Origin of the sequence: Rossellomorea aquimaris TF-12 (assembly GCF_001648555.1) — a bacterium.
Classification (GTDB): Bacteria; Bacillota; Bacilli; order Bacillales; family Bacillaceae_B; genus Rossellomorea; species Rossellomorea aquimaris.
On record NZ_LQXM01000028.1, the window covers coordinates 1 to 18,938 of the forward strand.

At 37.0% G+C, this 18,938-nt stretch carries 16 protein-coding genes and 1 rRNA gene; 4 read left to right on the forward strand and 13 right to left on the reverse strand.

Annotation, left to right across the window (positions count from 1 at the left end):
- Positions 1-370 (reverse strand): 16S ribosomal RNA (locus IQI_RS11365); the annotation flags it as partial.
- 333 nt (positions 371-703) lie between these two features.
- On the opposite strand from IQI_RS11365, the gene IQI_RS20860 reads away from it, so the two are divergent.
- On the forward strand, positions 704-880 hold the full coding sequence (locus IQI_RS20860; protein WP_197489745.1) for a hypothetical protein: 177 nt from the start codon (positions 704-706) through the stop codon (positions 878-880).
- A 201-nt stretch (positions 881-1,081) separates the two neighbouring features.
- On the opposite strand, the gene IQI_RS11370 is transcribed toward IQI_RS20860, so the two are convergent.
- Positions 1,082-1,579: a GNAT family N-acetyltransferase gene (locus tag IQI_RS11370; RefSeq protein ID WP_064092767.1), complete on the reverse strand. Its 498-nt coding sequence runs from the start codon at positions 1,577-1,579 to the stop codon at positions 1,082-1,084.
- Positions 1,560-2,489 (reverse strand): DMT family transporter, encoded by a 930-nt coding sequence (locus tag IQI_RS11375; RefSeq protein WP_064092768.1) that lies wholly within the window; start codon positions 2,487-2,489, stop codon positions 1,560-1,562. Before IQI_RS11375 ends, IQI_RS11370 begins: the two co-directional genes overlap by 20 nt.
- 103 nt (positions 2,490-2,592) lie before the next feature.
- On the opposite strand from IQI_RS11375, the gene IQI_RS11380 reads away from it, so the two are divergent.
- The gene (locus tag IQI_RS11380) at positions 2,593-3,276 is read left to right on the forward strand and encodes an MgtC/SapB family protein (protein ID WP_064093169.1); all 684 of its coding nucleotides are present in this window, start codon (positions 2,593-2,595) and stop codon (positions 3,274-3,276) included.
- Between the two features lie 27 nt (positions 3,277-3,303).
- Here the strand turns inward: IQI_RS11380 and IQI_RS11385 are convergent, their stop codons facing one another.
- From IQI_RS11385 to IQI_RS11400, 4 genes are all read right to left on the reverse strand, one after another.
- The gene (locus IQI_RS11385) at positions 3,304-4,026 is read right to left on the reverse strand and encodes an MgtC/SapB family protein (RefSeq protein WP_064092769.1); all 723 of its coding nucleotides are present in this window, start codon (positions 4,024-4,026) and stop codon (positions 3,304-3,306) included.
- Positions 4,027-4,152: 126 nt separating this feature from the next.
- On the reverse strand, positions 4,153-6,033 hold the full coding sequence (locus tag IQI_RS11390) for a PTS fructose transporter subunit IIABC (RefSeq protein WP_064092770.1): 1,881 nt from the start codon (positions 6,031-6,033) through the stop codon (positions 4,153-4,155).
- A gap of 21 nt (positions 6,034-6,054) precedes the next feature.
- Positions 6,055-6,969 carry a 1-phosphofructokinase gene (gene pfkB, locus IQI_RS11395; RefSeq protein WP_064092771.1) on the reverse strand — a complete coding sequence of 305 codons (915 nt, stop codon included), beginning with the start codon at positions 6,967-6,969 and terminating at the stop codon, positions 6,055-6,057.
- Entirely contained in the window at positions 6,966-7,721 is a 756-nt protein-coding gene (locus IQI_RS11400; protein WP_064092772.1) for a DeoR/GlpR family DNA-binding transcription regulator, read from the reverse strand. The genes pfkB and IQI_RS11400 overlap by 4 nt, the downstream gene beginning before the upstream one ends.
- A gap of 554 nt (positions 7,722-8,275) precedes the next feature.
- On the opposite strand from IQI_RS11400, the gene IQI_RS11405 reads away from it, so the two are divergent.
- Together IQI_RS11405 and IQI_RS11410 are read left to right on the forward strand one after the other, a co-directional pair.
- On the forward strand, positions 8,276-8,485 hold the full coding sequence (locus IQI_RS11405) for a hypothetical protein (RefSeq protein ID WP_064092773.1): 210 nt from the start codon (positions 8,276-8,278) through the stop codon (positions 8,483-8,485).
- Positions 8,486-8,652: 167 nt separating this feature from the next.
- Positions 8,653-9,882 carry an NAD(P)/FAD-dependent oxidoreductase gene (locus IQI_RS11410; RefSeq protein ID WP_064092774.1) on the forward strand — a complete coding sequence of 410 codons (1,230 nt, stop codon included), beginning with the start codon at positions 8,653-8,655 and terminating at the stop codon, positions 9,880-9,882.
- A gap of 87 nt (positions 9,883-9,969) precedes the next feature.
- On the opposite strand, the gene IQI_RS11415 is transcribed toward IQI_RS11410, so the two are convergent.
- From IQI_RS11415 to IQI_RS11440, 6 genes are all read right to left on the reverse strand, one after another.
- The gene (locus IQI_RS11415; RefSeq protein WP_064092775.1) at positions 9,970-11,952 is read right to left on the reverse strand and encodes an LTA synthase family protein; all 1,983 of its coding nucleotides are present in this window, start codon (positions 11,950-11,952) and stop codon (positions 9,970-9,972) included.
- Between the two features lie 466 nt (positions 11,953-12,418).
- Positions 12,419-13,975 (reverse strand): C40 family peptidase, encoded by a 1,557-nt coding sequence (locus tag IQI_RS11420; RefSeq protein ID WP_064092776.1) that lies wholly within the window; start codon positions 13,973-13,975, stop codon positions 12,419-12,421.
- A 198-nt stretch (positions 13,976-14,173) separates the two neighbouring features.
- Positions 14,174-15,565: a Mur ligase family protein gene (locus IQI_RS11425; RefSeq protein WP_064092777.1), complete on the reverse strand. Its 1,392-nt coding sequence runs from the start codon at positions 15,563-15,565 to the stop codon at positions 14,174-14,176.
- Positions 15,566-15,613: 48 nt separating this feature from the next.
- Entirely contained in the window at positions 15,614-16,999 is a 1,386-nt protein-coding gene (locus IQI_RS11430) for a UDP-N-acetylmuramoyl-tripeptide--D-alanyl-D-alanine ligase (RefSeq protein WP_064092778.1), read from the reverse strand.
- Entirely contained in the window at positions 16,996-18,405 is a 1,410-nt protein-coding gene (locus tag IQI_RS11435) for a UDP-N-acetylmuramoyl-tripeptide--D-alanyl-D-alanine ligase (protein WP_064092779.1), read from the reverse strand. The genes IQI_RS11430 and IQI_RS11435 overlap by 4 nt, the downstream gene beginning before the upstream one ends.
- Entirely contained in the window at positions 18,386-18,817 is a 432-nt protein-coding gene (locus IQI_RS11440; RefSeq protein WP_064092780.1) for a GNAT family N-acetyltransferase, read from the reverse strand. Before IQI_RS11440 ends, IQI_RS11435 begins: the two co-directional genes overlap by 20 nt.
- Positions 18,818-18,938 lie beyond the last annotated feature (121 nt).

Sequence of the window (18,938 nt, forward strand, 5' to 3'; positions counted from 1 at the left end):
TTCCCTACTGCTGCCTCCCGTAGGAGTCTGGGCCGTGTCTCAGTCCCAGTGTGGCCGATCACCCTCTCAGGTCGGCTACGCATCGTGCCTTGGTGAGCCGTTACCTCACCAACTAGCTAATGCGCCGCGGGTCCATCTGTAAGTGGTAGCTAAAAGCCACCTTTCAACATTTCCTCATGCGAGGAAATGAATTATTCGGTATTAGCCCCGGTTTCCCGGAGTTATCCCAATCTTACAGGCAGGTTACCCACGTGTTACTCACCCGTCCGCCGCTGATATCAGGGAGCAAGCTCCCATCAATCCGCTCGACTTGCATGTATTAGGCACGCCGCCAGCGTTCGTCCTGAGCCAGGATCAAACTCTCCGATAAAAGTTTGAATAGCTCTTGTGTTACTTGTAAATCTAGAATTAACGTTGACGTATTGTCTTGTTTTGTTCAGTTTTCAAGGTTCAATGTGTGTCGACTTCCCTTTGAAGCGACTTTATTAATATAACACGTTTATTCCTTTCGCGTCAACAACTTTTTTTCATTTGTTTTTTCAAAATGTTGTTTGCTGTATCAGCGACGTTTATTAATATACCACGGTGATAATACTATTGCAATATATTTTTAAGAAAAACTTTAAAAACATTTAATGTTCTTTTTACCTTGATTCTTACATAAAGATAGTACTACGCATTATGGAAAGGAGTTCTTTTGATCATGCTTACCAACGTAGCACTATTCTTATCCTTTGTTATGGCTATTTATTTGTTTGCATACTCTTATGTACAAGCTCTTAAAATATGCGAGAGTGACCAACCGGTAAGAGGATTTACCTTTATCTTTTCAGTCGTAATGGCTTTTATCTTTTCAGGATTTACATATGTTTTTTCATAAGGCTTTTCTCTCGAAAAATGTTGAGTTCACCAATTACTCTGTCACAGCATGTGCCAGATAGAATGGAAAGTCGATGACAAAGTTTACTGTCAAATACGATAGCAGAAATTTACCCTATCATCATTTCAAAAATAACTACTATTATTAAGCTAACGATATAAAAAGGAGTGAAGATATATATCTTCACTCCTTTCCAATTAATTATATAAGTAATAACAAACCTTCTTCTTCGTAATCCCGTCCTCCAATCTTTAATTCACCTTTCTTAATAAGGGAAGGGTTAAAATGATAATAAAAGTGTTTATAGGGATTATCTTTCAAAACCCAAATAAACATCGAGTTGAACCCTTGGTTTTTTAATGAGGTAACTGCACTTGTAAATAAATCTTTTCCAATCCCTTTGCCTTGGTAATCTTTTAAAAGATATAATGCATACAGCTCCCCCTCGTATTCACCCGTTCGTTCTTTCCCATATGAAACAAATCCAACAATTCTTCCGTCCTTCCCTTCACAAACATAAGTATTGCTTGAACTAGAAAGAATTTGAATCCATTTTTTCTGTCTTTCTTCTATTGATAATGATTCAAGATAGTGATCATCTACAATTCCTTCATATGTTGTTTTCCAACTATGAACGTGAACGATAGCAATTCCAAGAGCATCTTCTTTCACTGCTTTTCTAATGTTGTAGTTCTTCATTCTTCTTCACCTCATTGATTTGATGAACCACCTTTTTTATTTTTCGTTCTTCTATTAAGAAGAACGTGACACCTATTATAATGATGAACCCTCCAATTACTTGAGTAATCATTATTTTTTCAGCTAGAAGCCAATAAGCAAGGAGAGATGCTCCAATCGGTTCAAACAGAATCGCCATTGATATTGTTGAAGTGCTTACCCATTTAAGTGACCAATTAAAAAGCGAATGACCAAGCAAGGTTGGGATAATCGCTAATAATAGGAAGTAAATCCAGTCTTCTTTAGGATAGGGTGATAAGCTTTCAGACGTCACTAAAACATATAGTAAGAGGATTACAGAACTAATGGCATAAACCAGGTATGTATAAGTAATAAGCGAAAGGCGTTTTCTAATGGTTTGTCCAAAAAGAAGATAACCCGTAACGAGTGCACAAGCCAATAAAGCTAGTACATCTCCCCAAAGAGCGCTGCCACTTATCTTAAAATCCCCCCAACTGATAATGACACTTCCACTCACGGCTAAGACACCAGAGAGAATAGCTTTCCCTGTTATTTTTTCCTGAAAAAACATATATGCTCCAATAAATGCGAATAACGGCTGCAATGTCACTAATACTGTCGAACTCGCAACGGAGGTATAGTTCAAAGATTCAAACCAAAGGATAAAGTGAAACGCCAAAAATACTCCTGCTAATATAGAAAACATCCAATCTCTTAGAGTAATAACTTTCAATTCCCTTACATATTTTAAGAAAAATACCGGGGACATGAGCAAGACTGTGAAAAACAATCTATAAAAGGCCAATACTCCCGCTGGTGCGCTTGATATTTTCACCAAAATGGCAGAAGTAGAGACGGAGATAACACCAATAGCAAGCAAAAGATATGGATTAATCTTTGCTTCTGACATGAGACCACACCCCTATATAAAGATATCTGCTCTTATTTTATAACCTGTTGAAGGAAATTACTACTTGATTTACCGAGAAAATGGAGGGGTCTATGTGGAACTAATGGACACAAGTTTATTCATAAAATTAGGGATTTCCGCCATTTTAGGACTAATTATAGGGTTAGAGAGAGAATTAAAAAGAAAACCTGTCGGTCTAAAAACATCACTTGTCATCTGTATAGTAAGTTGCTTACTAACTATCGTTTCCATTGAATCTGCCTATATATCTGAAGGATCAGATAAAGTGAATATTACCATGGATCCCCTGCGTTTAGCAGCACAGATTGTATCAGGTATTGGCTTTTTAGGAGCAGGAGTTATTTTAAGAAGGGGCAATGATAGTATTTCGGGATTAACAACTGCCGCAATGATTTGGGGTGCTGCGGGGATTGGGATAGCCGTTGGTGCAGGATTCTATATGGAGGCGACTGCTGGAGTGATTTTGTTAATTGTGTCTGTTGAAGTGGTTCCGGTTGTCATCACCTATTTAGGTCCTAAAAGATTACGAGAAAAAGAGCTATTTCTTCGTGCTACTATTAAAGATAAACATGAGATAAAATTCATTATCGACAAGATTAAAGAAGAAGAAATTGCAATTGAAAGTATTCGCATTAAAGATTTAAAGAATCAACATCACCTCTTAGAGTTAAAAATCATTGTAGATTTCCGAAGAAAAACAACAGATATCTACTACACCATCTCTGAAATCAAAGGGATAAAGGATGTAGAAATAGAAAGCTTATGATGATGAGGATGCTTCTTGCACCCTCATTTATTTATTATGTAGCTGAACCTTGTTTATACAATCTAATTCCTGTACAACTTCCAGCACTTCGTTAAATTCAAGGACACTAGGAGTTAATATAATCAGAGTATACTTAAATTTACCTTCACTTTTCATTTCGTCATCATTTTCCATTTGATACTGAGTGATTTCAATCCCATTCTCATTTAAAGCATTGTTGATACTACTAATATTCCCATGGCCTTTTTGAACAACTAAACTTAATAGAAGTAACTTTTTATGCTCTACCCTTTTCTTGTAAAAAGCTTCAAACTTATTTAAAAACATCAACGTTATGACTATGATAAAGGTTGTTAGAATCGCTTCATAATACATCCCAATCCCCACAACCAAGCCTAATCCTGCAACTACCCAAATGCTCGCAGCAGTGGTTAACCCTCGTACGGTGACACCTCCATGAACCATTATGGTACCTGCTCCAAGAAATCCAATACCAGAGATAACATAAGATGGAATCCTGCTTGGATCAAAGCCAACCAACTTTGGATGTTCCTCTAAAAAAGGTTCAAATCCATACAAGGAAACAAGCATAAGCAAGCACGAGCCCACCCCTACTAGAATATGAGTTCGCAAACCTGCCGGGTGGTTTTTGGATTCTCTTTCAATACCAATTATTCCACTTAGAATGACGATTAACACAATTCGTATGAGATACGTATAAAATTCACTTGGGAAATCAAGCAATCCCATAAACCTCCTCCTTTCGCCGTATTCAATATGGTTAATATTACTTTTAACTTAATAGAGCATTTTAAAACTTCTTATTCCAAACAAAAAAACCAGGTCACTGTCGAGGACCTGGTTCACATTTTCATCTTATTTAACTGGTTTTTTCAAGAAGCCAACCATTAACGCCGTAATGATTGAGCCGATTAACACTGCTAGTAGATATAAGAAAGGATTTCCTTCAACTACCGGGAACACGAACAATCCTCCATGAGGGGCAGGTAATCCAATTCCAAACAACATCGTTAACGCTCCAGCAACGGCTGAACCCGTTACAATGGAAGGAATAACTCTGAATGGATCAGCTGCAGCAAAAGGGATAGCACCCTCCGTAATAAAAGAAGCTCCCATGAAGTAAGCTGCAATTCCTGCTTTTCTCTCATTATCATTAAATTTCTTTTTAAAGAGCGTAGTGGCAATAGCTAAGCCTAACGGAGGAACCATTCCTCCAGCCATGATCGCAGCATGGGGAGCGAGATTCCCACCTTCAATCATAGCAAGACCAAATGTAAATGCCGCTTTGTTAATTGGACCACCCATATCAACAGCCATCATTCCACCTAAGATCAATCCTAAAAGGACGAGATTACCAGTCCCTAAACCATCTAACCAATTTTGAATTCCTGTATTTACAGCACTTAATGGTTCTACTAAAAATTGAAGCATGATAAAACCTGTGATAAATATACCAAGTAAAGGATAGATCAATACCGGCTTAATTCCTTCCAATGATTGAGGGAAGTTCTCCGTTAATCGTTTCACTCCGAGGACCACGTATCCAGCCAAGAACCCAGCAATAATCCCTCCTAAAAATCCGCTTTGTCCTGTGGCAGCGATCAATCCCCCTACCATCCCTGGAGCAAAACCTGGTCTGTCAGCTATACTCATAGCAATAAAACCAGCTAATACCGGTACCATTAAGAAGAAGGCGTTATCTCCACCAATTTGCATTAGCATGGCCGCGAATTCATTGAATTCAGAAGAGTTAGGATCTGCTGATTTAATACCAAATAAGAAGGATATGGCGATTAATATACCTCCACCCACTACAAAAGGAAGCATATTCGATACACCATTCATGAGATGCTTATAAAAGCCTGTTCTTTGTTTCTTCTCATTTTGGCTATTGGTGATTTCTCCATCAGTTGTTTGATCCGTTCCTTTGTAAACGGGAGCATCCTTTTTTATTGCACGATTTAATAATTCTTCAGGACGTCGTATCGCCTCTGCTACTGGCACTTCAATTACTGGCTTTCCTTTAAAGCGATTCATGTCTACTTTTGTATCAGCTGCTACAATGATTGCGACAGCGTTTTCAATTTCCTCCGTAGTTAAAACGTTTTTCGCTCCGCCAGAACCATTTGTTTCTACTTTAAAGGCTATTCCTAATTCCTTCGCTTTCCCTTTTAACGCATCAGCTGCCATGTACGTATGAGCGATTCCTGTCGGACATGCAGTTACAGCTAATATTTTCCGATTTGATGATTCTTCAGAATCAACAGTTGGTTCTTCATCCTCTTTATCATGTAAATTAATAATCTCTAAAATTTCTTCTATAGAAGACGCATTGATCAAAGATTTACGAACGTTTTGATCCATAAGCATTGCAGAAAGTCTGCTAAGGGCTTCTAGATGGGTTTGATTTGCCCCCTCTGTTGCAGCAATCATAAAGAAGAGATGTGCCAGCTCTCCATCAAGGGACTCATAGTCAATACCTGTCACAGATTTCCCGAAAGCTATGGCAGGTGCTTTTACAGCTGCTGTTTTAGCATGTGGAATGGCAATGCCTTCTCCTATTCCCGTCGTACTTTGAGATTCTCTATTCAGTATGGCTTTTTTATATTCTTCTGAGTTTTGCAGCTTTCCGCTTCTGTCTAATACAGACACAAGCTCATCTATGACACCGTTTTTGGAATCTGAGGATAAATCTAATACAATTGTCTCCCTTGTCAAAAGATCAGTAATTCTCATTTAATATTCCTCCCCTTTCAATCATTGTTTTTCTGAAATCACAATTTTCTCAAATAGGTTTTCTACTTTTTCAAAATCACACAGTCCAATGGAAAAAGCTGTTGCAGAGCCTGAGGCTGTCCCTAACCTAAAGGAATCCTTTAGAGCAAATCCTTTTGATATCCCTGCTAAAAATCCAGCCACCGTAGAATCTCCTGCTCCGACTGAGCTTTTCAATTCTCCTTTTGGTACATCGGCATAAAAAACATGATTTTCGGTTAAAAGGAGTGCACCCATTTCAGCCATGGATACAATCACGTTTTGTGCACCTTTTTCTTTTAATTTTTTGCCGTAATGAATCGCCTCTTCAACTGTATTAATCGTTACACCAAATATTTCACCTAACTCATGATGATTCGGTTTAATCAAAAATGGTCTTAATGGGAGTACTGGTTCAATTAATGATTTTTCTGCATCAATGATGACTTTCGTTCCCTGCTTTTCACACTGCTTTGCTATCTCATGGTAGAATGTTTTTGGAACCGATGAGGGTATACTTCCTGCGAGTACAAGCATATCCTCATCTGTTAAAAGAGAAATTTTTTGAAGCAGATGTGTTAAGTGCTCCTCTAAGATAGAAGGTCCACTACCATTAATTTCTGTTTCATCATCTGACTTCAATTTGACATTGATGCGTGACATTTCATTCACTTCCACAAAATCTGTCTCAATGGTTTCCTGATACAAAAATTGTTTAATGTATTCTCCTGTAAATCCACCGGCAAATCCGAGGGCAACACTTTTTACATTTAATACATGAAGGACCCGTGATACATTAATCCCTTTCCCTCCAGGAAACGTCTCTTCTTTTGTCCCTCTGTTCAACCCACCTTTTTGAAAGGTTTGAAGCTCCATAATATAATCAACTGATGGATTTAGAGTTAAAGTGTAGATCATGTCGTCACAACCTTTATTGTTGTTTGATTTTTAAATGATACACTGTGTTCCTTGTCATTGAATGCATTTGTAATGATCTCCGCTTTTTCCAGATCAACAATTTTACTAAAGGCGATTTCTCCAAATTTAGACTCATCAGCAAGAAATACTGCTTCTCTGGAAAGCTCAATGGCTGTTCGTTTTACTTGCGCTTCCTCTGGGTCTGGTGTAGTAAATCCATACTGTGGATGCACTCCATTTGTTCCCATAAATGCTTTATCAAATCGATACTGACGAAGTGATTCTACTGCTCCGCTCCCTACCATTGCTTTCGTAACTGGTTTTACCCGTCCACCGATAATATAGGTGTTAATGCCTTTTTGAAGAAGTAGATCTATATGTGTTAATCCATTCGTTACGACGACAATATCCTTTGAAGACAGGTAGTCGATCATACTTAGAGTAGTAGTTCCTGCATCAATAAAGATGCAATCCCCATCTTCAATTAAATTAGCTGCATATTCACCAATCATTTGTTTTTCTTGATAGCTTTTGGATGATTTTTCAGAAACACTCAATTCCTTAAGCTTCCCTTGAAGCCTTGAAGCTCCTCCATGGATTCTTTTTAAATATTTCTGCTCCTCAAGCTGGGTTAAGTCACGGCGAATAGTAGACTCTGAAGCGCTTGTTACGTCAACAATATCTTGAATTTTCACTGCTTCTTTTTCCTTTAAAAGGTCTAAAATAATTCGATGCCTTTCCTCTGTTAACATAAAAGCCTCCTAATTCTCTTTACTTTGATACTTTCATTATAATGAGACCGCTTCCAAAAATCAATCATTTTCTTTCAAAAACATTCAAAATCATTCATTAAATCTTTCAGTATTAATCACGCATATAACTGGACCGTTTATTTGCTTTCTTTTATACAGGCTCATTTCGCAAACTTTGATACTATTTTGCATGTCTTTTTCAAGGTGTGCAGTGGTCGATTATAGTTTGTATAGTAGAGATATTTTTTCTCCCTTTTAAGCTATGTGATGAAAATCTATTTTTAGATGGTGAGGGGAACGGCGTAGACTCCTGCAGAAGTACGGGCGTGCAAAGACCCCGGAAGCAAAGCTGAGGAGGCTCGGTCGAACGGGCACAAAGCGAAGCAGCTCCCATCAGCAGAACTAATGTGATAAAACTATCTTAAGAAAAGATCCTTGTAAAAAAATACCACATAAACAATCATTTATTCCTTCTATTAAAAATTGTAAAATGGTCATATACTTATCTTTCACCAAAGAGTAAATCATTTTTTCACAGCAAGGAGAGAGATCAGATGAATGAATGGCTAGCTAAAATGGCCAACTGGATTACCCACAATCAACTAGTTACTGTTCAATATACAGAGAAGCGCAAGGGGCCGATCTCTTTCTCAGGAAGACTTCTTCAAGTTAACGAAGATCAATTACTTTTCTACGCCGACGATAAAAAAGAAGTCATCAACATCAACATCAATCAAATCGACCATATCGAACCCTTTGAATAAACAGTTTTTTTCTCGAAGGGACAAACATAAGACAAGCTGACTTATAGAATAGGGGAATGGGTCTGACTCATCAAAACATCACAAATCTTGTGGTGTTTTTTTATTGTGTAGAATTATTTTGGACACACTAACGTTGTACATACAAAATTAATAAGGTGGTTTGAAATATGGATTTATTATCTGGCAAAACATATTGGGATACAACCGTAAAAGAGCCTCCTGCTTATTCTGCACTAAATCAAGATTTAGAATGTGATGTCCTGATTGTAGGAGGAGGAAGTGCCGGGGCCCAATGCGCTTACTATTTAGCTGATAAAGGACTTAATGTAGCTCTTGTAGATAAAAGAAAAGTCGGCTTTGGAAGTACGGTTGTTAACACAGCACTCGTCCAATATCTAGGAGATAAACTCTTTTATGAGAATGTAAATACTTTTGGAGAGGGATTAGCCGTTCGACATTATCAATTGTGCGAGCAAGCAATCAACGAGATGGAAACAGCGGCATCAGAAGTACCTATCCCCTGTGAGTTTGTTAGAAGAGACAGTTTCTATTACGCCAGTTATCCAGAGGATATAGAAAAAATCGATAAAGATTATTATTACCTCCATAAACATGGATTTAATGCTGAAATCCTCTCGCAACAGGATATAGAATCAAAATTTCCGTTTTCCAAAAGATACGGCCTCTTAGTTAAAGGTGATGCAGAGATCAACCCTTACAAATTCACACTTGGTTTACTTCAATTAGTCGAGTCAAAGGGCGTGAATATATATGAAAATACAGAAATTGTCGGAAAAGAATTTCACCATGACGGTGCGATTCTTCACACTAAAGACAAGCATTCAATAAAAGCAAAGCATGTCATTTTTTCTGGAGGATATGAAAACCAAGATATTAAAGTGGATAAAAATGCTGTCATTTCATCAACCTACAATATTGTAACCACACCTGTAAAAGACTTTTCAGGGTGGGAAAATCGGGAGCTCATTTGGGAATCTGCTCGTCCGTATATTTATCTTAGAACCACAAGTGACAATCGTATTATAGTTGGCGGTCTAGATGAAGACACCAATAACGCTGAAAAACGGGATAGCAAATTACTTCATAAAAAAGAACAACTACTAAAAGAATTATTCAAGCTTTTCCCTTCCATTCAAGCAGAGGTGGAATTTTATATAGGTGCTTCATATGGAGGTACCCATGATGGTCTACCATTTATAGGATTGTATGAAGACATGCCTAATGCTTATTTTTTATGCGGATACGGTGATAACGGGCTTGTATATAATATGGTGCTGGCAAAAATATTAGGTGAACTTCTCGTGGAAAACAAAATGACCAATTTGGATCTGTATAGTAATGGTAAGAGGAGGATTGGGTATTCAGGAGTTGAATAATGGTTAGCATCAATAATTTTTAGCCACAATAAAAAAGCCAACTCTTCCACCTTGGTGGATTAGAGTTGGCTTATTCATATTGCCATCTTATTCATGATTCTCTTCATGTGTAACTTCATCTGGGTTATCTGTACTTTTTGGGTTTGGATTAATATATTGGTAGTCTTCGCGATTAATCGGCTTGTAGCCTTCTGGTTCATAGAATCGTAATAAATCTTCATAAACAACTTTATCTGAAAGTTCAAGTCGCTTTGTTGCTTCCTTACTTATTTCTTCACATGCATTGCTTCCTTCTTCGACTGGTTGGCCTGTTTCGTTGTCATAACAAACCCCTTTGATTTCAGAGTATTCATTAGACATTACGTCACCGTTACGGAATGGAACAATTTGCTTGCGATCTTCAGCAAGTAAATCCTGACCGAAGCTTAAATAATCTTTCGTGTTTACACCAAGCAGGTGCATCAACGTAGTACGTACATCTACTTGACCTCCAAAGGTATGGTTTACTTCACCTTCTACCCCAGGGGCAATGATATATAATGGTACACGTTGCAGTTGAGCATTTTCGAAATCATTAATTTCTTTCCCCATTACTTTAGACATGGCATTATTATGATTCTCAGAAATACCATAGTGATCCCCGTAAAGTACAATCACTGTATCTTCATACAGGCCATTTTCCTTTAAATTATTAAAGAAATCTTCCAGTGCTTGATCCATGTAGTTAGCCGTTTGGAAATAACGGTTCACAACACCATCACCGAATTCACCTTCAGGAAATCCTGAGTCCTCAGCATGTTTATCAAAAGGAAAGTGGTTAGACAGTGATAAGAATTTCGTATAAAACGGTTGTGGTAGTTTTTCAAGCATTGGCATTGAATCTTCAAAGAATGGCTTATCCTTTAATCCATATGCCAATTGTTCGTCTTCATTACTCATATCATAGTAAGTCGCATCGTAAAATTCATCATAACCGAAAGAACGGTACATTTCTGAGCGATTCCAGAATGTTTTATAATTTCCGTGGAAAGAGGCAGAAGTATAGCCTTCACCTTTCAGGATTGCAGGTGCTGACTGATACGTATTATTAGCATGAGTCATAAACACTGCACCTTGAGGCAACGGGAATAATCCGTTTTCCATAATGAATTCAGCATCAGATGTTTTTCCTTGACCTGTTTGGTGGAAAAAGTTATCGAAATAAATAGCATCTTCTTTTTCAACCAATGAGTTTAAGAAAGGCGTTACTTCCTTACCATTAATCTCTTTATCGATAACAAAGGTTTGTAAAGATTCCATTGAAACGTAAATAACATTTTTCCCCTTAGCTTTACCAAAGTATTCAGGGTTTGGATCTACCTTGTTAGCTTTTACATAGTTTTCTACTTCTGACACTTCATTACTATCCGCCATTGCGCGTTTTGCTGAAGTTTTTGAGTTTTGAATGACATCATAGATTGTAAAGTTGTGCGTACCTAAATATTTCACCAGATAGTTACGATCAAAACTTCGAGTTAATAATTCAGGACGGTCAATTTCAGCTAATCCCAGGTTCAATAGAAACACTAGAACAGCTGATGTCATGACTGCCATTACTGAACGGAAACGCAATCTTTCCTGTGGTTTTACTTTCTTAAATATCATTAAACCAATAATGACAATTAAATCTAAGAAATACAGAATGTCTAATGGATTAATAAGTTCTAGTGCACTTCCTCCAAGACCATTATTTGTTTTAGCCTGAAGAAGCACGGGAACCGTAATAAAGTCATTAAAGAAACGATAGTAAACAACATTTGCGTATAATACGAATGACATTAATAGATTAATCATGACAAATGCTATATTTCGTGCTCTTCCTTTCCAGAATAGAGCAATAGCAAAGAATAATATCGCTGAACTTAATGGATTAAAAAATAAAAGAAAATGCTGAAGAGCATTTTGAATACCTAAGTTAAATTCAGCTAAATATACGGCATACGTTTTTATCCAAAATAAAACAACGACTGTAAAGAAGAACGATAACTTCCCAGTACGCAAATCATCAAACTGTCTTTTTAAGAAGTTCATACTCCATCACCTTTGTTTAAATTATTTATTAAAAATACATTGAGAATTTGTAAAGGACATTTCAAATCAACATTGAGTATTATAGCAAATATAGATTTCAAATGTATAACAATTTCTTGTAAAACGTAACAAAAATATTTCATGGGAATTCGACAAAAATTATTTTTTTGAGGTTAACCCTTTTAGAATGCATGCTGCATCATAAAAGAAAGAAGCGAGGAAGGAAATAAACCTTACTGAAAATGGATATTCATACTATCATTGTAAAAAATTTATCATTTTCATTTACTCACTGTAAACTTATTCCCACAATTTTATTAAAGTAAACAAAAAACAACGATGAAATATTTCCCAAATGTAAAGGAATAAAGTTAAGAGGTTTACCCGTACTTAAGAAGGGGTATTAAATAGAAGAGAATGAATCAAAGAAAAAAAGAGGAGAAAAGTCCCCTCTTTCTTAAAATGTTTATTGAATAACACGACGTGCCGTAACATAGTTTTCTTTATACCAGCTTCGATCCAGACTTCTTTTTACTACTCCTGGTGAGAAGCCAGCTGACATAATGACTTCATTGTTACCAACGTAAATGGCCGTATTGACGATTTTTCCATTATTAGAAGAGTTAGTGAAGAATACTAAGTCTCCTTCTTTTAGTTGATCTTTTGAAACAAACTGGCCTTTAGTGGCTTGTCCAATAGCCGTTTTATCTTGAAGATCTATTCCATTTTTCTTGAATACATAGTAAGCAAGCCCTGCTCCATTAAAGCTTAACGTACGTTCATCATATGAGCGACCATATGATGCTTTATCCATTATACTTAAAGCATAGTTGGAAATATTACTTCCCAGATTCTGAGTAGTAGCTGGTTTCTCCTCTACTACTTCAGGTTTTTCCTCTACTGTACTCTGTTCAACTGCTGCTTCTTCATTCGGTTCAGCAGGAGTTTCAGGCTTTACATTTGTCTCTTCAACAGCCGCTTCTTCTGTTTGCTGTGTAGAGTCATTTTTTTGTTCTTCAGTTGTTGAAGGATTGGTTGATTGTACGGCCACTTCCTTATTTTCCTCCGTAGCTGCATCTGTTGATGTAGAAGGTTCTACATCAATCACGCGGCGAGCTGTGACATAATGTTCATTGTAATAGCCGTTTAATATAACACTTTTCTTCACGCCCGAGTCTGAGCCTGCAGCATGGATGATTTGATCGTTTCCAATGTAGACCCCTACATGAACAATTTTACCATCACTGGAATTATTGGATAAGAATACGAGGTCCCCTTTTTGTAAATCTTCACGATTAACAGGTTCCCCTAATTTAGATTGTTCAATTGCTGTTTTAGATTCTAAATCAATCCCTACCTGCTTATAGGTGTAGTATGTTAAGCCAGCACCTTTAAATGTTAACGTTTCTTCATTATAGGGAGAACCATATCTTGCTTCTCCTATCAATCCTTCTGCAATTTCCACAACTTTATCTGCCGTTGAGGATGGTGATTCATTTGACATGAAGGAAGGAAGGACTCTACGAGCTGTTTTGTAATTGTCAGAATAGTAGCGTTTACCATCTAAATCAGAGATTAAAATATCGCTATCTTCGTCTGCCATATGAATGATTTTATTATCACCAATGTAGATACCATTGTGATCGATTGGATCATTATCATTAGGATTGGAATCAAAGAAGACAATGTCACCCTTTTGTAATTGATCCTTTGGTACATATTCTCCTAATTGAGCTTGTACATCAGTATCTCTTGTAGCCAAATCGATTCCATTTTGTTTAAATGCATAATAAATAAAGCCACTGCATCCAAATTCATATGGATATGTAGGTTTGTACACATAACGCTCGTATGTTGCTTTACCGATAAGATTCTTTGCTGTTTGAATAATATCATCGGCTTTCTGCTCTACCGATGGTGAAGATTCTTGAGTTGTTGTTACTGCACTTGCTAGAGGGGGTGCTGTCATACTGCCAAAAGCTAGTGCAACAGTACATGCTGCCGTTGTCATGAGTTTTTTCATGTTCGTCTACCTCCTATGATGAAATACATTTAATTATCAAACATTTTCAGTATAACATCAAAGAATCTCCTATTTAGGATGTAATAATTGCCAAACCAACATGAGGATTCTATGCAGCAAATATTCAAATGAAAAGGGATACTTTTGCCCTATTACAAGATAATCATAGGTTTGCAATTTTGTATCCCTCTCTATCTCTTAAGTTTTCTTCAATGCAAGAGCAAGATTCATAAGTTCTGTATCCATCATGGACCCTTTTATTAAAAGTACCGTCGTATCATCTACTAATGACTTGACGTATTCTAAGACATGTTGTGGAGAATCTACGGAACACACTGCTCCTTGGAATCCATCCTTAATTGCCTGATTCCCTAATTCTCTTGTATTTTTTCCAATTGTAATTAACTCGTCGATGCTCTTTGACGCAATTAATGATCCAAGTTCCCGATGAATTTCTTCTTCCTTTTCCCCTAGATAGGCAATATCTCCTAATAATAAAGCCGTCTTCTGTTTTCCCTCCTCCTTTTTCACATGTTCTACTACCTCAATGGCAGCAGCCAGAGAAGTGGGATTCGTACTCCAAGTATCATCGATGAGGATGGACCGATTGACACCATTTTGTATTTGTAAATGGCGTTCAAGATTCTCAAAGGTCTTCAAGCGATCCACAGCATATTCCATGTCTACACCCATTGTATGAATGGCTGCAAGAGCAAAAAGAGCGTTATATATTTGGTGACGACCATATCCAGAAACAAAACTGGTGTATTCTTTTTTCTGACACACGAAAGTGAAGTGCATTCCGTCTTTTCCGTAGGATATGTTTTGGGCTGTATAATCCGCTTCCGATGTGAAACCACAGTAAACCACTTTGCCTTGAAAATGTTCTAAGGATACTTTTTGAGTATTTTCATCATCCTTATTTAATATAAGGGTGCCATTCTTTCTTAATCCAGCGACAATCTCTGATTTCGCCTCAATATACCCTTCAATTGTTTTACATTTATCAAGGTGATCGATTCCAATGGTTGTAATGATTCCAACGGTGGGTTCGTATACATCGCAATGGTATTGAAGGTTACCTGGACCTCCTAACCCGGTTTCAAACACTCCCACATCTGTATGTTCATCGATTTCTAATAAATATTGAAACGATTTCCTGGTAGCGTTTCTACTTCTAAAAGTTGAGACAACATTATGTGAGGAGGAGAGGATATGTGAGATGATCTCTTTCGTGGTGGTTTTTCCACAAGTCCCAGTGATGGCAATGACTGGTATATTAAATAATTTTCTGTAGAAGCGAGTAAATGACCAGAAAGCATTCCTCATGCTTTCCACTGTGATGATGCCAGATGCTTCACAATCTCTGAGCTCTTCCTCGTTTTTGTCTGTTATGAGAACATAAGGCTTGTATCTTCTTACTTTTCGTATGTCAAATTCTTTCTTTTTATCTAAAAATATCAGAGTATTTTTCATCTTTATTCGATGAAGATGGAACACCATGGCATCTTCAACCATGAAGTCTTCCTGTCCTATTAAGAGCCTTCCATTGATGACTTGGATTATATCCTTTAGAGGGATAGGTTTCATTTTATCACTCCCTTTATATTGTAGGGGTTAAGGGTGTCAACCTATATTTTACTGAGAATCTATTAATCGATTCTTTATTTTCACTAGCTCGCTATCCGTATTCGAACATTTAAATAGAAGAATGCTTTCTGAATCTAAGAGAGCACGTACTTTTATATAAACCTCTTCTACATCTACATAGGAAAATACACGAATGTTTTTGTTTTGTTCTCTGACTTGTTTTGCCATATTTAAAGCAGCGTGACCGAAAGTGAGAAGAACATCGATATTTTGCTCTGCGATCATGTCTCCTACCTCTCTATGATACTTTTCAGTATGCTCCCCAAGGCGGCCTATATCTCCAACAAGTGCTATTTTTCTTCGTCCATTGGAAATGGATTGTAGAACCTTTAAAGCCGCTTTTAAAGCATCAGGTGTTAAACTCCACGAATCATCAATCACCGTCGAATCCTTTATCCCTTTTAAAATCTGTAAATGCCGTTCCAATACATTAAACGTTTCAAGTGCTTTTATTGCATACCTTATTTGAACACCTGCTTCAACCGCTGCTCCTATGGCAGCCATGGCATTATATACTTGGTGCTCACCTAAACATGGAAGGTGGACTTGATATTTTTTTTGATTATTGGTCAGGGTGAATTGAGTTCCATCATCATGAATGACTATATTAGATGCCCTTAAGTTTGCGGTTTTCTTTTTCCCAAAATATAGTACCTTCCCCCGATAATTTTCTAAGCTAAGAGTGGCAATGTTCTCATCATCACTATTCAAAAGCAGGGTTCCTTTATTATTTAAGCCATCGATTATTTCTCCTTTTGCTTGTATATAATTCTCTAGGGTTTTGCATTTATCTAAATGAAAAACACCAATATTGGTAATGATTCCGATTGTAGGCTGAAAGATATCACAGTGATAACGCAGGTTCCCTGGTGCTCCTAATCCCGTTTCAAACACACCTACATCTGTGTCATCGTCAATACCCATAAGATATTGAAAGGATTTCTTTGGTGCATTACGACTCCTAATCGTTCCTTGGACAGAGTAATATTGAGTTAATATGTGGGCTACCATATCTTTTGTTGTTGTTTTACCGTTTGTGCCTGTTATGGCGATAATAGGTATTTGAAATAAACCTCTATAAAAACGGGCAAATGTTAAAACCGCCGTTCTAATATTCTTCACTTCTACTACTGCTAAGGCATTTTTATATTCTTCTTTCATAGATCTAGCGTCTGTTATAATAACTACCGGCTCATAGGACTTTACATCTTCAAACTGAAACTCTTTTCTTCTATCTAAAAAAAGAAGTGAATTCTTTTGTTTCAATCGGTGAAGGTGATAAATAATGGCATCCTCAACGTAAATATCATCCGTCCCAAACACCAACTCTCCCTCCACTACTTCAATTATTTTCTTGAGGTGTAACGGCTTCATATTCCCTCGCCCCCATCTTTAGATTGAATCAACTTATCTTTCATTTCTAATAAAGCTTTATTGGTTTTCCTACACTTTACGAGGACGTATGTGTCAGGATCAAGATTAAGCAGGACTGTTTCGTATACTTGTTCGATGGAGGTAAATGCGTACGCTTTTGTATTTTTACTCTTCGTAATTACTTGATCTGCCACATACCGGGCATTTTCACCATACGTAATTAACGTATCTACGCCACACTCCACAACTGTATCACCGATATCACGGTGAACCATTTCTGAATAATCACCTAGTTTATCCACGTCTCCGATGACAGCAACGCGTTTCTTGCCTCTTGCTAAGACTTTTAACACTTTGAAGGCTTCTTTTAAGGATGTTGGATTTGAATTCCAAGTATCATCTACAATGGTTGCTCCTTGAATGCCTTTTATAATTTGTAAATGCCTTTCAATATTCTTAAACGAACGTAGTTTTCGAATGGACTGCTCTATTTCTATCCCCATTTCATGGGCAGCACGTATGGCAGCTAAAGCATTATAAACTTGATGCTCACCGAACTCAGGTAAGAACACAGAATAACGCTTCCCTTGAAAATGTAATGTGAAATTTGTGCCTTCTTTTGTAAAAAAAATAGTTGAAGCTTTACATGGAGAATCCTTATGGATACTAAAGTAGTGAATCTTTCCTTTATAATGATCCAAATTTATCTTTTTGATATTATCGTCATCTCCATTTAATAGAAGCGTTCCTTTGTTTTGTAATCCTTCTAGCATTTCAGCCTTTGCAGCTAGATAGCCTTCAAAGGTTTTACAGCGATCTAAATGGTAGATCCCAATATTCGTGATAATTCCAATAGTGGGCTGATAAATTTGACAATGATAATGTAAATCATTTGGACCACCTAAACCTGTTTCAAATACTCCTGCTTCCACGTTTTCATCTATACTCATTAAGTATTGAAAAGATTTATGAGGCTGATTATTGTTTCGGGTGGTGGACCTGACTGTATGTGATTCTTCCATTATATGAGTCAGCATCTCTCTCGTTGTTGTTTTCCCACATGTCCCCGTAATCGCTACTACCGGAATCGATAGTAAACCACGATAGTAATGAGCAAAATCCATTAATGCTTTTCGTACATTTTGTACTGTTATAATTGGTAGATTCTCTATATTGGATATTCCTTCAGGATGAAGATCCGTAACGATGGCACATTGGTGTTGAATCACTTTATTCAATTTCTTTTGTGAAATGGTTTTTCTTTTATCAATGAACACTAAGGAGTTTGCTTTAACTAACTTATGCTGATGAAAAACAATTGCATCTTGGATTATCATGTCTTCGGAACCTTGAATGACTGTCCCGTTAACAAGCTTTCGAACGTCTTTAAGAGGTATTGCCTTCATTTTCTTCAACTCCTTCTTCCCTAATCAAATGCATGACCACACCTTTATATTTATTGGAATCCTTACCGTTTTTAATAAAACCAAAGGATTCAAAGCATCCCATTGATTTTTTAGTGCAAGCAGCTGTGATGGTCGTAACGTCAAATTTTTTAGCGTAATTCAACCTGTATTCAAATAGTTGTTTATATATTCCTTGGCGACGATAAGAGATCGCTACGTAATCGCTTTTGAAGATAGCCTTTTTATGTTTCTCCCTGATATAACAAGACACAAACCCTGCCAGTTCCCCATCAACCACCGCACAGAACCAATCTGATCCTGCTATGTCATAGATCCTCATACCTTCTTTAGTGGCCATTTCAATAAGAGGAGAAAGTTCTTGAAATGTGGTTTTTTTTATTGTAATAATCACTTTCATCACCTTTTACATATGACGTACTCTCATTCGTATGTACTACTATATGTACAAGTTCCTTCCTTTGAAACGGCTGAAGTCTCAATTTCAAAAAGGTGTGAACGCAATTTTTTTTCAT

Excerpts from the sequence above, each read along its gene's own strand:
- IQI_RS20860 (WP_197489745.1), top strand. The coding sequence starts at position 704 with ATGCTTACCAACGTAGCACTATTCTTATCCTTTGTTATGGCTATTTAT.
- IQI_RS11370 (WP_064092767.1), bottom strand. The coding sequence starts at position 1,579 with ATGAAGAACTACAACATTAGAAAAGCAGTGAAAGAAGATGCTCTTGGA.
- IQI_RS11375 (WP_064092768.1), bottom strand. The coding sequence starts at position 2,489 with ATGTCAGAAGCAAAGATTAATCCATATCTTTTGCTTGCTATTGGTGTT.
- IQI_RS11380 (WP_064093169.1), top strand. The coding sequence starts at position 2,593 with ATGGACACAAGTTTATTCATAAAATTAGGGATTTCCGCCATTTTAGGA.
- IQI_RS11385 (WP_064092769.1), bottom strand. The coding sequence starts at position 4,026 with ATGGGATTGCTTGATTTCCCAAGTGAATTTTATACGTATCTCATACGA.
- IQI_RS11390 (WP_064092770.1), bottom strand. The coding sequence starts at position 6,033 with ATGAGAATTACTGATCTTTTGACAAGGGAGACAATTGTATTAGATTTA.
- pfkB (WP_064092771.1), bottom strand. The coding sequence starts at position 6,969 with ATGATCTACACTTTAACTCTAAATCCATCAGTTGATTATATTATGGAG.
- IQI_RS11400 (WP_064092772.1), bottom strand. The coding sequence starts at position 7,721 with ATGTTAACAGAGGAAAGGCATCGAATTATTTTAGACCTTTTAAAGGAA.
- IQI_RS11405 (WP_064092773.1), top strand. The coding sequence starts at position 8,276 with ATGAATGAATGGCTAGCTAAAATGGCCAACTGGATTACCCACAATCAA.
- IQI_RS11410 (WP_064092774.1), top strand. The coding sequence starts at position 8,653 with ATGGATTTATTATCTGGCAAAACATATTGGGATACAACCGTAAAAGAG.
- IQI_RS11415 (WP_064092775.1), bottom strand. The coding sequence starts at position 11,952 with ATGAACTTCTTAAAAAGACAGTTTGATGATTTGCGTACTGGGAAGTTA.
- IQI_RS11420 (WP_064092776.1), bottom strand. The coding sequence starts at position 13,975 with ATGAAAAAACTCATGACAACGGCAGCATGTACTGTTGCACTAGCTTTT.
- IQI_RS11425 (WP_064092777.1), bottom strand. The coding sequence starts at position 15,565 with ATGAAACCTATCCCTCTAAAGGATATAATCCAAGTCATCAATGGAAGG.
- IQI_RS11430 (WP_064092778.1), bottom strand. The coding sequence starts at position 16,999 with ATGAAGCCGTTACACCTCAAGAAAATAATTGAAGTAGTGGAGGGAGAG.
- IQI_RS11435 (WP_064092779.1), bottom strand. The coding sequence starts at position 18,405 with ATGAAGGCAATACCTCTTAAAGACGTTCGAAAGCTTGTTAACGGGACA.